This window comes from Pseudanabaena minima str. Chao 2107, from assembly GCF_051131155.1.
Lineage (GTDB): Bacteria > Cyanobacteriota > Cyanobacteriia > Pseudanabaenales > Pseudanabaenaceae > Pseudanabaena > Pseudanabaena minima.
Genome location: NZ_CP159508.1, coordinates 5263393 through 5275892, shown reverse-complemented (window position 1 = coordinate 5275892; position 12500 = coordinate 5263393). Strand labels below are relative to the sequence as shown.

The following is a 12500-nucleotide window of genomic DNA, read 5'->3' as shown; positions in this document are numbered from 1 at the left end:
GATGACGGTCTTGTAATGTCGCTGCTGCCACAGCAATTATCTCTGGGTTAGCATTAGATCATGAAGTAATTCAAAGGTTACTCAGGAGTGAGATCATGGAAGAGTCAGTAGTTTATCAAGAAATTTTGCGCGAAGGTTTAGCTAAAGGAGAAGCTCAAGGTTTAGCTAAAGGCAAAGCTGAGGGGTTAGCTAAGGGCAAGGTTGAAGCGACTAACCAAATTGCGCTCAATATGTTGCGTTCTAATATGTCTCCAGATTTAGTGGCTCAGTTAACTGGGCTAACCCTAAAACAAATCCAAAAATTACAAAAAATCTCTACAAAGAAACCTCGGACAAAGAAGCCACAGTAAAAAGTTGAGTAGGGGATTATCCCATGTCAATAAATACTCGCTAAAAGACACATTAACCAAACTAACGAGAAAAAATGGGATTTTTTGGGATTATATAGTGTGATATTAAGCGCTAGAATTGTCTATAAGTTAAAATTTCTAGCTAAATTGTCATGTCTCAAGCAACTCCGCCAGATAGCGCTATCCAAAATGAATTAAAGCTGGTATATAGCAATCTGAATCGCGTGTTACAACCTAAAGGCGTAACTATAAAATTAATGAATCCCAAGGGAGACGTTTATCCTATTCTTCTGGAAGCAGCAGAAGCTCCAGAACAAAAAGCTTTTTTCCCTATTGTGCAACAGGAGATCAGTAAATTAAATCTGAGTCTGCTCAATAAATTTGCTATCTATGGCAGAAAGTTAAATACTCAAGCTGCGGCATGGAATATGTCTTTACAAATAGATAATCCTAAACAAGAACCTGAATCTAAACCTCCTGCTCCTGCAAGTTCTTATTCGGGTAAAGTGCCTTTAGAGTTTTTTGAGCAAATTAGAACTGTGAGCGAGAAAGTTATAAGGCTCAAAGATTCGGAGATGCTTAAAAATAATGAACAAGCAACTAAAAGCGCTTTGATCGTCCCTTTAATACAAACACTTGGGTATGACACTTCTGATCCGATGGAAGTTTATCCTGAATTTGGAGCAGATGCTCCTGATGTTAAGGGGCAAAAAGTTGACTACGCAATTTTGCGTGATGAAAAGCCAATAATACTTATCGAATGTAAATCTATTGGGGAAAATCTAAACAAACCTCACAATATTGCTCAGTTGTTTTTATATTTCAATGCAACTCATGCCAGATTTGGATTACTAACTAACGGAGTTATTTATAAATTCTTCACTGATATCGAAAAAGTCAACATTATGGACTCAAAGCCGTTTTTTGAGTTCAATATGTTAGAGCATCAGGAAGGGGATATTGCCGAACTACGAAAGTTTTCTAAGTCTATTTTTCAACCTAATGACTTGAAAGATAATGCTAGTGATTTAAAATACACTAATGAGATTAAAAAGATCATCGCAGAACAGTTTGCTGAGCCTTCGCCAGAATTTATAAAATTCTTTCTAGGCTATGGAACCCCAGAACCTTTGTATGATGGAGTTAAGACTCAGGCTGTAGTAAACAAGTTTTCTGATATTGTAAAACGTTCCCTCAATCAGTTTTTGAATGAATGGGTCAAGGATAAGTTTCAATCAGTAATTGAGGATAGCAATCCCTCTAATTTTGTTAATCCTCCTGAAAATAGTAACTTTGAATCTGATCCTGTTGAGTCCAAAAGTAGCGAAATCGAAACCACTCAAGAAGAACTTGAAGCATTTTATATTGTTAAGTCGATTTTGAGTGAAGTTGCTGATCTTAGCAAGATTAGTTATACAGACACAGTTAATTATTTCAATATACTTTTTGATAAGAAAACGACAAAATGTATATGTAGACTGTGGTTGAATAATCAGAAAAAGTATATTAGCTTTTATCCTCATCAAGCTTCTAGAAAGGAAATTTCAAGTATTGACGATATTTTTAAATATTCTAAAAATATCAAAGAAGCTTTTGGTCTATTACCTAAGTAAAAATTATATTTTGAACCTAAGATCGCAAAATTTACTCGCTATTGTCTAACTAATCAGCAAGTATATATAGGAGGGAAAAATGGACGCAATGACTACTCAGCAAGCAAGCCATGATTTAGATGGCTTGATCGATCGCGTGATTGATAATGTGCAACCAACAATTATTTGTAATGACAAAGGCAACAAAGCTATTTTAATTTCGCTAGACGAATTTTCATCATGGCAAGAAACATTGTATTTATTATCAAATCCTGTTAATGCAAAACGTCTTCTCGGCTCAATTCAATCAGCAAAAGCAGGAAAAGTCACTGAGAGAGAGTTAATTGAAGAATGAAGCTCACATTTACAGAAGAAGCTTGGGACGATTATTTATGGTTTCAGGAAACTGATAAAAAACTCTTAAAAAGAATCAACACTCTAATTAAAGAAATTTTGCGGACTCCCCTTGAAGGGATTGGTAAGCCAGAACCATTAAAAGCTAACCTCTCAGGCTATTGGTCGAGACGTATTAACACCGAACATCGACTGGTTTATGAAGTATCAGAGGACAGTATAGTTATTGTGGGTTGTCGATTTCATTACAAAGACTAGACCTTTTCGGGGGTATCGTTTATTAACGACTCAACTCATCAGATTATTGTCAACTGCTAACTATCGAAATCTATGTCGATCGCCCCAATACTTAAAGCTGAAAACATCTCAAAATCCTTTGGCGGTATTCATGCCGTAAGCAATGCCCGCATTGAAGTACCAGCAGGAAGCATCACAGGATTAATTGGTCCCAATGGGGCAGGAAAAACCACATTTTTTGGATTGCTATCAAACTTTCTGAAGCCCGATCGCGGCACAGTGCAATTTGACGGAATGCCAATTCAAGGCAAACCACCCCATGCGATCTCCAAACTCGGCATGATTCGCACCTTTCAAGTGCCTCGAGTCCTGTCGCGATTATCAGTGCTAGAAAATATGTTGCTAGCCGCACAGAATCAAGTGGGCGAAAAGTTTTGGAATACTTGGTTTCAGGGTCAAAAAATTGCAGTGCAAGAACGGGAAAATCGCGAGAAAGCGAGACATATTCTTGAATCAGTCGGCTTAATCAGGATGGCGGATGATTATGCAGGTTGCCTGTCAGGTGGTCAGCGCAAATTATTAGAAATTGCCCGCGCCTTAATGACCGATCCTAAATTGATTCTGCTTGATGAACCTGCGGCGGGAGTAAATCCTGCTTTGATTGAAGAAATTTGTAGCCTGATCCACAAGTTAAATCAAGAAGGCTTGAGCTTTTTGATTATCGAACACAATATGGATGTGATTATGTCCCTATGCGATCGCGTCTGGGTTTTAGCCGAAGGTCACAACCTCGCTGATGGCTCACCCGCAGAAATTCAAAGCGATCCTAAAGTCTTAGAGGCATATTTAGGCTCATAGATATGTACAATGTACTGTACATATAATCACTAGGTGACTAGTTATGAATGCAGTTACTTATACCTATGTCCGCAATAATCTTGCGAAAACCTTAGAGAAGGTTTGTGATGATCACGATCCTGTAATTGTGACCCGTCAAAATCAAAATTCAGTAGTGATTATGTCACTTGAGGACTACGAAGCTCTTGCAGAAACAGCCTATTTGTTGCGTAGCCCAAAGAATGCTCAGAGGTTAATTAGGGCGATCGCCGATCTAGAATCTGGCAAGGGCAAGCAGAGAGAACTTGTCGAATGACGATAATTTTTTCTGACGATGCATGGGAAGACTATCTTTACTGGCAACGTACCGATCCCAAAATCCTCAAACGCATTAATACGTTAATCAAAGAAATTCAACGAACTCCCTACGAAGGCATTGGCAAGCCTGAAGCCTTAAAACATGGCTTTTCGGGATATTGGTCAAGACGTATTACTGACGAGCATCGCATTATTTACAAAGCAGAAACTGATTCTTTGCTAGTTGCTCAACTTCGTTATCATTACTGAATTTCATGCAGCTACAATCTTTTAATGTCTTACTACTAGTACCTACTGGCATTAATGCCTCTATTGGCGGTTATGCGGGGGATGCCTTGCCAGTGGCGAGAGCGATCGCATCAGTTGCTGACAACTTAATTACGCATCCCAATGTCTTAAACGGCGCGAGTTTATATTGGTCGATGCCCAATGTTTTATACACCGAAGGCTATGCGATTGATCGCATGGCAAAGGGAGACTGGGGATTACGTCCTGTAAGAGCTAATCGTATTGGCGTAATCCTCGATCGCGGTATGGAATCAGATTTAGAATTGCGTCATCGTCAAGCAATATCAGCAGCACAGGCAACATTAGGTTTAAATATTACTGATGTACTAGTTACCGATCACGATCTGGGTGTGGAACTGCGATCAGGAGATTCGGGTGCGACATGGGGAACGATCGCCAATCTCGATAGTTTACTGAGAGCCGCCGAGAAGTTAATTAAAGTTTCTCAAGTAGAAGCGATCGCCGTTGTCGCTAGATTTCCCGACGATCCTGATAGCGAAGCCTTACAAAACTATCGCCAAGGTAAAGGTGTTGATGCTCTCGCAGGAGCCGAAGCCGTAATTAGCCATGCGATCGTGAGGGAGTTTGCCATACCCTGCGCCCATGCACCAGCTTTACAACCTTTGCCCCTCGATCCAAGTGTGTCGCCTCGCGCTGCCGCCGAGGAGTTGGGCTATACCTTTTTACCCTGTGTGCTAGTCGGGCTAAGTCGTGCGCCAAGGATTATGACATCGCCTAATTTATTTAATGCTGATGATATTACGGCTGATCGGATTGATGCGATCGTTACTCCCTACAGTGCTTGCGGTGGTGCAGGATTACTAGCACTAAATCCATTACCCCATGTGCAAACTATTTTTGTGAAGGAAAATCAAACAGGACTAAATGTTACTCCTGAGATGTTGGGATTAAAAGGTGTTGTAGTTGAAAATTATTGGGAAGCGATCGGGGTTTTAACCGCAATGAAAGCAGGAATTAATCCTCGCAGCTTACGGAATTAGAAACCCATAAGGTTGCGCTCCGAAGGGGCGCAACCTTATGGGTTTCAATTAAAGAAATAGTGGCGCAAAGCACCGCTATTTCTTTAACTACGAAGTGAAAGATTTACCTAAGCCGATCGCGGCTAGCTTTTTACGGAAAGTGATCGAGCTTTTATCGCCTGCAATATGTACCTCATCAGCAAGGCAAATAGGCAAATCCTCTGGCCATTGCTCCTCAACGATCGCTTTGTCCTCATAGAACACCTGATCATTAAAATCAAGCGTGTCCTGTAGAGGTGCATCTTTATCAAAGTTGCGACAAATTGGTACGAACAATCGCGTTTTCCGTGCTGAAATTGGCGAGGCTGCATTGAGAACGTGCAGTTTGCCATGGGGAAAGAAAACGGTTAACTTGGCGGTAAATGGAACAAACAACTCAAATAGTCTGCGCCACAAAAAATCAGGTGGAGCTAAATGCTTCATGCCATGAGCATAGTTGCTAACAGTACTGATATAGTCGGCTTTGAATCCAGAGTCTGTTTGCTCGATGGTATAGTCTGGTACTTCAGGATTATCCTTTTCTCCAAAAGACTTAGCATGGATAAAAGCAAAGTGACTGACATCTAAGAATCCTTCCACCTGTCTCCCTGCGGCTGCATCCAAATCCACAGAATTGGGCAATACCTGAATGTAATCTGGATCTTCCCATTCAGCTAATTCAGGAAATGGCACTTCACCATTGTCAATCAATCTTGTCCAAACTAACCCATAGCGTTCCATCACTGGATAAGTCTTGAGCCTAAGTCTTAATGGAATTGTGGCATCGGGCTGAGCAGGAATAAAGACACATTTAGCATCGCAGTCGTATTGCACTCCGTGGTAAGGGCAAACGAGGCGATCGTTTTCAATCCAACCCAAACTTAACGGCGCACCACGATGCAAGCATAGATCTTTAGCAACGATAATCGAACCATCGGAAACTCGGTAAATCACCAATCTCTCATCTAAGAGATGCGTGCCATAGGGCTTTTCGGCTGTGATTTCATGGGAGAATGCAACAGGATACCAGAAGGGCGCAAGCGCTTGCCAATCAGTTGGGCTGAACGTACAATTGCGTGGCAAAGATACTTCTTTGGTTGCTACCATAAATATCACTCTTGTGTCTAATTCTATAAAATTGACGTTACAACGCACCAAAGTTTTATTCTGTATAACTTTGCACGAATCTAGTTAACGCGAGTTCGGGATAATTTAAAACAGTTTTTGAGAGAGGCTTTGCTACGCAAAGCCTCTCTCAAAAACCAAAAGTAAAAGGCTTGCTTAGCAAGCCTTTTACTTTTGGTTTTTAAAATTTGCCAGCTTAAGCCAAACTGACGTTATACCAATTCCCAAAAGTGTGGCTACACTTTTGGGAATTAAAAACTAAATCCAGTAAGGGTTTTAAAATCACAAAATGGCGTAGCCATTTTGTGATTTGGTATTAGTTATTGCGATCGCCCAAGTTTTTGATAATAATTTTCTAGTGGGCGTAGAAGTGGGGTGATTCTGTGTAATACTTGTAGATCGCACTTTTAAGTAATCTCACAACTAAAAAAATGGCTAAAAACAAAGGTGTCCGTCTCGTTATTACGCTAGAGTGCACCGAATGTCGCACCAATGCCAATAAGCGATCGCCTGGTGTCTCTCGTTATACGACTATGAAAAATCGTCGTAATACCACTGCAAGATTAGAACTCAAAAAGTTCTGCCCTCATTGCAACTCTCATACCGTTCACAAAGAAATCAAATAGTCCATTAATCTAATCACCAAAACCGCGTAATCCCAATCATGGCAATGAACTCCTCTTTTTATCGTAAGCGCCTCTCTCCGATCGCGCCTGCTGCCAAAATCGACTATAAAGATGTCGAATTACTGCGTAAGTACATCACCGAACGCGGCAAGATTTTGCCTCGTCGTATTACAGGTTTAACTGCAAAGCAGCAACGTGCATTGACCACCGCGATTAAGCAAGCTCGTGTAGTTGCTTTGTTGCCCTTCATCAACAAAGAAGGCTAAAAATTTCAAGACACAAAGCGTCTTCTATATTTACGTCTACAAAAAAAGGTAGTGGCAATTCATGAATTGCCACTACCTTTTTTGTAGCTACTCCCGTCCAACCCAAAAATTAGCGTTGCGGCGCGAAGCGCCGCAACGCTATTCCCAAGGAACAAGTGGCGGCGCGAAGCACCACCACTTGCTAGAGACACTGCTCGATGACACTAATAACCGATCGCGATAGGCTATTAAAGTCATAGCCACCTTCTAAACCAAATAAAATTTTGGGAGTAATCTCTAAACAGAGCTTAGTAAAAACTCCAAAATCCTCTGGCTTGAGCAAAATACTTGCCAAAGGATCATCAGCATTAGCATCAAAACCTGCACTGATAATTAGTAGATCAGGGTTAAAGTTGCGTAGGAATGGCATAATCTGATGCTCGAACACAGGTAAATATTCAGGCATTGCCGAACCAGATCGCATGGGAATATTCAAAATATTGCCGTGAGCGCCTGTCTCATCCTTGCGACCTGTCATTGGATAAAACGGCGCTTGATGGGTGGACACATAGGCAATATCAGGACGATCCCAGACTGCTTCCTGTGTGCCATTGCCATGATGTACATCCCAATCGAGGATGGCGACGCGATCTAGATTTAAGCGATCGCAAGCTGACATCGCTGCGATCGCCGCATTACCAAAAATGCAAAAACCCATTCCTGACTGAGCGCGGGCGTGATGTCCGGGGGGACGGGCTAGGACAAAGGCGGGACGACCAGACTCAAGGACTAGATCAACACCATCTAGCCATGCACTAACCGCTAATAGCGCTACTTCATAGGTCTGGGGTGAGGCGATCGTGTCCCCATCGATATAGCCGCCACCGTGATCGGTAAGTTGCTGCAAAGCATTGATATATTCTGATGTATGAAAGCGACTAACTTCTTGGAGGATGTCCATTCCTGACTTATATCGTGAGTTAATCGAAGTCGGTTCTCGCCAAACCAATTGCGAGGCGATCGCTGAATTTTTAAGAGCCTCAACTATGGCTGTAAGCCTACCCGCTTTTTCAGGATGATAAATACCAGTGTCATGATTTAGAAAACTCTCAGAATAAATTATCGGGAATTTATTAGTATTTTTTTGTGAAATTAGAGGGGGATTTGCAAACATACGTGCTTTTGCTGATCGACAAATCAGTGAATAGTTGTTGTCTCCATAGAGACTAGCGTTATACTTTTAAAATCGTGGATTTGTTTGAAATCTTTTATAGTTCCACAACAATTTTAGTTGGGTCTTTCCTGTGGTCGATCCCTTACAGCCAACACAGCAACCAGACGTAGAGATGCTAGCCGTACCAAAAGAGCTTGCCCTGTCGATCCAAGAGATAATCAATCTCTATAAAAACCATAACCAAAAGCATATAATCGCTTCCCTAGAAAATTTGATCGCTACAGTCAAAAGAGGTAGTGAACAACCATTTTTAAAAGAGCATTCTCTAGCAAGTACTGAAAATGATTTAGCAGTAGAAAATGAGGAAGATTTTCTCAAAAGTTGGGATGACATCTTTAATGTTCAAGTTTATATTGACACTGACATTTTTGGCGAATTAGATCCAAGACCGCCAGCTCTAGTAGAGATAGACAATAGCAATGACAACGAAACCATAATCCAGCATACTGATGCAACAGAAATTTATGTTCAGGCTTGGAAAGAACTAGCAGAAAGTATGTCTGCTTTTCCCGATGACTTGTTTACTAGACTCTGGACAACTACAGAGATTGCCAAGATTTTGGAATGTTCTCCCAGTAGTTTAAGGCGATCTCGTAGGAGTGGACGCTTACCGATTAGGGTCAAAGACTTAATCCTAGATTGTATTTCCCATGACGGCAAACGCAGTTTATGGTTTGTACGTCCAGCCTAATCCCCTGTTTTGATAAAAATGCAATGCCCTGCCATAATAAAAGGCAAGGGAAACCCCTAGCACAAATCTAAATGTCTTCTCACGGCTTTCGTAAATCTTCTTTCCCAAAACGCAACATATCCATCTATTGGCTGTTGCTAATACCTTGTGTATTGCAGCTTTTCGTCACATGGACAGCTATTAATTACTTAACTTATCATTTCAGTGAAGCAATACCAGAGATTCTATTTACGCCTAATTCAATAACTCTGCTGTTTGGGTTACCCCTAATTGGAGCAATAGCGCTAGGAGCCTTGATGCTGCGATGGATTAACCAATCGCATTTAGGTTTATCTGGAACTAATAAAGATTCTTTACAAAATACTCCTAGTAATAAAGAGACTAGCAAACATCAACAAGTTGAACTTGACTTGAGAGATAGTCAAGCTCAACTCAAAGCTGCATATATCGAGCAGAGTATCCTCCTTGGCGCGATGACTGATGTGGTGCTAGTTCGCAATCGCGAAGGACGTTGTCTCAAAATAGCGAAAACCCAAAATGTGAACTTAAAAGGGACTCGTGAAGAAGTTCTCAGCAAGCCGATCCATGAGGAACTACCAGAAGAAGCCGCAAATATTATTTTACAAACTATTCAAAAGGCATTACTCACTAAACAAGTTATTGGTTGTGATTACAAGCTAGAGATTGATGGTAAAGAGGTATGGTTTGCTTCCAATATTTCTCCTTTATCTGAAGATACGGTTATTCAAATATCACGGAATATCACGGAGCGTAAACTCTCAGAAATTGCCCTAGCACAGGCAAAGGAAGCCGCCGAAGCCGCCACTAAGGCTAAGAGTGATTTTCTTGCCAATATGAGTCATGAAATCCGCACACCGATGAATGGAGTGTTGGTGATGGCGCAGTTACTCTCAACGACTGAACTCACAGAAGACCAACAGGACTTTGTGCAGACGATTATAGAAAGTGGTGATGTTCTTTTAACGATTATCAACGATATTCTTGATTTCTCTAAAATTGAGTCGGGCATGTTGAAAATAGAGCAGAGAGAATACGCCTTAGCAGATGTATTTCAATCAGCTTGTCATTTATTAAATGGTCAGGCTAGAGATAAGGGGATTAGTTTGCAATATAAGATTCATCCCGATGTCCCTTCAAATGTTATTGGTGATATCACTCGTCTCCGTCAGATTCTTATCAATATTATTGGGAATGCGATTAAATTTACCCCCCAAGGTACTGTGTCAGTTGTAGTTAGTGGTCATCACTTATTTGCAGAAGATCAAAAAGATCAATATGAGCTTCAAGTTGCAGTGACGGATACAGGAATTGGCATTACAGGCGATCGCATTACCAATTTATTTCAAGCTTTTATGCAGGCCGATAATTCGATTAGTCGTAAATATGGCGGTACTGGTCTGGGGTTAGCGATTAGTAAGCGGTTAGCTGAGCTAATGGGAGGAACAATCTGGGTTGAAAGTTTTGGAAAAGTTGGTGGTAAGCCGCCATCAAAATGGCAGTCCGAGCTAGTTACTCAAGGTGCAACTTTCTATTTTGTGATTAAGGTTAAACTTTCTCAGTGATTCTGCTAATGTCATTGTTTGTTTTCTTTTGTTAAGATGGAGTCGCAATTTTTATTTTGGTCTTATTTAGAAATTAATCAGTAATTAAATCTCACATTGCTACAAGGCGATCGCAAATAGCTCTAAATCACAGCAATTTTCGGCTAAACAAATCACAAGGAAGTCTTTGAAAGCGCTGCTTTGCAACTTTCAAAAGCTTTTTTGGTTTGGTGTTGAACGCAAAGCGTTGTAAATCTCAAAATTACAACCATCCATATTTTAGGTTACCAATTTTTTGCAATCCCAAAAATGATTGATTAGCTATGCTTTGCAACGCCAACCAATCACTGTTAGGCTGACATTTGACGACAGCTATACATGATTACTAGACTCGTTGCGATATAATGGGCGAAATTGCTAAAAAGCTTGCCTAGACTACATTTTAATGTTTTTTTGACACAAAACTTCTGAAACATGTATAGCAAGAAGATTTCAAGACTTTTTGAGCTTATATCCCAACAGGTCTAAATATTGGAGTTGATGAAGTTATGCAAACGCAATATTCAACTTATCGCACATTACTTGCCCCTGTATCTGGGCATGGACTTTCTGAAGCGGAAGCACAAGATATCTTGCGGCAAATACTTCCTCACCTCATCACATTGCACGATCGCAAGCAAGCACATGGATCAATCTCTCTAGACACGATTGCCTACGATTACGACCGTATGCAGATTATTTTGCTAGATGCCAAAGGGACAAATTCTCAAGCTTATCTAGCACCAGAAGTTTTGCAAACGCAACAAGCAACCCCCACAGCCGATATTTATGCGATCGGGGTAGTAATTATCGTGTTGCTCACAGGCTTTCCTCCTGAAGCACTAAGAACATCAAGCAATACATGGAATTGGCAAGAACTTTGCTCGGTCAGCGAACAGTTTATGCAAATTCTCAAGACGGCTCTCTCGGCTGAACCTGCCTTTCGTTACAATAACGCAGGACAAATGCTGCAATCTCTACAACCAATTATTAACCCTTCTGAATCTACAATTACCTCTCTGGCTGATCATCGTGGAACTCTCTTATTACCATCTCCTCTCCCTACGAATTTGTCATCAAACTCTTCCTCAATACAAACTCCTTTAGCTACAGAATCAAATTCTCTAGAATCATCAAACTCAGGAATAAAAAACAGCCATAAAACCAAAAAAATTAAGATAAATTTCCCAAATTCTCAAATTTACAGAAAAGCAAAGGTTACTAATAAAAATCAAACTAAATCAAATATCAAAGACATAACCAGAGTCTTACTTACTATGCTTTTAGGCGGGGGAGTTACGGTTAGTGGTGCAGTCGGAGCCTATTTTTATATGCAGTCCAGAGCCGCGAATAATGGCAGTAGAAATATAGAATTTACCAGTTCTGTAAATCAATCAATGGATCAAGCGATCGCCCGTGTTGATGAAGAGAGAAAGTCTGATGAGGACATAAATAAATTAATCACGTTAGCCAAAAACAAATATGAAACTAGAGGTGATTTGATCGAATCAAAGATAATTTTACAGTCCATACCACCAGATAGTCGGATGAGAGCGAAGGCTGATCAACTCTTAGCTCAATGGGAGCAAGATCTTAAGAAAAATAACGACCTAAACCTAAAGGGAAATAAATCAACGAAAGATATAAAATGGAAAACCGTGATCGATACTGTCAAAGGAATTTCCCTGAGTCCCTATTGGCAGTCACGGGGCAAGGGAATCATGGAAGAAGCGAAGCAAAAGCTAGCCAATCCTGTTGCACCATCACCTCAGACTGTTACAGTGCCTCCACCCAATGTAGATCCTCCACGTAGTCCAACACCAGAAACATATAATAATCCTCCTACAGAAACATATCCCTCTGCCTCAGAAACATATAGCCTTCCCCCAGAAACAAATACCCCTCCTACAGAAAGCGCAGCTTCACCATTACCACCAGCACCGCGCGTTGCTAGATAAAATCTCTACGACACTCAGCCTTCCT

Annotated in this window: 15 protein-coding genes; 13 read left to right on the top strand and 2 right to left on the bottom strand. The window is 40.8% G+C overall.

Features of this window, described 5'->3' with window-relative positions; genetic code table 11:
* Nucleotides 1-95: 95 nt before the first annotated feature.
* The 8 genes from ABM313_RS23765 (at nt 96) to ABM313_RS23730 (ending at nt 4977) form a co-directional block, all read left to right on the top strand.
* Entirely contained in the window at nt 96-350 is a 255-nt protein-coding gene (locus ABM313_RS23765) for a hypothetical protein (RefSeq protein ID WP_434685595.1), read from the top strand.
* 152 nt (nt 351-502) lie between these two features.
* Nucleotides 503-1963 carry a type I restriction endonuclease gene (locus ABM313_RS23760; protein ID WP_323262241.1) on the top strand — a complete coding sequence of 487 codons (1461 nt, stop codon included), beginning with the start codon at nt 503-505 and terminating at the stop codon, nt 1961-1963.
* A gap of 79 nt (nt 1964-2042) precedes the next feature.
* The gene (locus tag ABM313_RS23755) at nt 2043-2297 is read left to right on the top strand and encodes a type II toxin-antitoxin system Phd/YefM family antitoxin (RefSeq protein ID WP_190577983.1); all 255 of its coding nucleotides are present in this window, start codon (nt 2043-2045) and stop codon (nt 2295-2297) included.
* Nucleotides 2294-2554 carry a Txe/YoeB family addiction module toxin gene (locus ABM313_RS23750; protein ID WP_190577984.1) on the top strand — a complete coding sequence of 87 codons (261 nt, stop codon included), beginning with the start codon at nt 2294-2296 and terminating at the stop codon, nt 2552-2554. Before ABM313_RS23755 ends, ABM313_RS23750 begins: the two co-directional genes overlap by 4 nt.
* Before the next feature lie 72 nt (nt 2555-2626).
* Nucleotides 2627-3391, top strand: a complete 765-nt coding sequence (locus ABM313_RS23745) for an ABC transporter ATP-binding protein (RefSeq protein WP_323262239.1) — start codon at nt 2627-2629, stop codon at nt 3389-3391.
* Nucleotides 3392-3434: 43 nt separating this feature from the next.
* Nucleotides 3435-3686, top strand: a complete 252-nt coding sequence (locus ABM313_RS23740) for a type II toxin-antitoxin system Phd/YefM family antitoxin (protein WP_142603209.1) — start codon at nt 3435-3437, stop codon at nt 3684-3686.
* Nucleotides 3683-3937, top strand: coding sequence for a Txe/YoeB family addiction module toxin (locus ABM313_RS23735; RefSeq protein WP_434685594.1), 255 nt, complete (start codon nt 3683-3685; stop codon nt 3935-3937). Before ABM313_RS23740 ends, ABM313_RS23735 begins: the two co-directional genes overlap by 4 nt.
* 5 nt (nt 3938-3942) lie before the next feature.
* Nucleotides 3943-4977, top strand: a complete 1035-nt coding sequence (locus ABM313_RS23730; RefSeq protein WP_434685593.1) for a DUF3326 domain-containing protein — start codon at nt 3943-3945, stop codon at nt 4975-4977.
* An 87-nt stretch (nt 4978-5064) separates the two neighbouring features.
* On the opposite strand, the gene ABM313_RS23725 is transcribed toward ABM313_RS23730, so the two are convergent.
* Nucleotides 5065-6102: a Rieske 2Fe-2S domain-containing protein gene (locus tag ABM313_RS23725; protein ID WP_434685591.1), complete on the bottom strand. Its 1038-nt coding sequence runs from the start codon at nt 6100-6102 to the stop codon at nt 5065-5067.
* A 449-nt stretch (nt 6103-6551) separates the two neighbouring features.
* Between ABM313_RS23725 and rpmG the strand changes: the two genes are divergently transcribed.
* Both rpmG and rpsR read left to right on the top strand, forming a co-directional pair.
* Entirely contained in the window at nt 6552-6746 is a 195-nt protein-coding gene (rpmG, locus tag ABM313_RS23720; RefSeq protein WP_009629301.1) for a 50S ribosomal protein L33, read from the top strand.
* Nucleotides 6747-6790: 44 nt separating this feature from the next.
* Nucleotides 6791-7012, top strand: coding sequence for a 30S ribosomal protein S18 (gene rpsR / locus ABM313_RS23715; RefSeq protein WP_055074037.1), 222 nt, complete (start codon nt 6791-6793; stop codon nt 7010-7012).
* Nucleotides 7013-7193: 181 nt separating this feature from the next.
* On the opposite strand, the gene ABM313_RS23710 is transcribed toward rpsR, so the two are convergent.
* Entirely contained in the window at nt 7194-8165 is a 972-nt protein-coding gene (locus ABM313_RS23710; protein ID WP_434685589.1) for a histone deacetylase family protein, read from the bottom strand.
* Between the two features lie 130 nt (nt 8166-8295).
* Between ABM313_RS23710 and ABM313_RS23705 the strand changes: the two genes are divergently transcribed.
* The 3 genes from ABM313_RS23705 to ABM313_RS23695 all read left to right on the top strand — a co-directional run bounded on the left by ABM313_RS23705 (nt 8296) and on the right by ABM313_RS23695 (nt 12475).
* The gene (locus tag ABM313_RS23705) at nt 8296-8916 is read left to right on the top strand and encodes a hypothetical protein (protein WP_434685588.1); all 621 of its coding nucleotides are present in this window, start codon (nt 8296-8298) and stop codon (nt 8914-8916) included.
* A 71-nt stretch (nt 8917-8987) separates the two neighbouring features.
* Nucleotides 8988-10499 carry an ATP-binding protein gene (locus ABM313_RS23700; RefSeq protein ID WP_434685587.1) on the top strand — a complete coding sequence of 504 codons (1512 nt, stop codon included), beginning with the start codon at nt 8988-8990 and terminating at the stop codon, nt 10497-10499.
* A gap of 527 nt (nt 10500-11026) precedes the next feature.
* Nucleotides 11027-12475: a protein kinase domain-containing protein gene (locus ABM313_RS23695; RefSeq protein ID WP_434685586.1), complete on the top strand. Its 1449-nt coding sequence runs from the start codon at nt 11027-11029 to the stop codon at nt 12473-12475.
* Nucleotides 12476-12500: the final 25 nt, after the last annotated feature.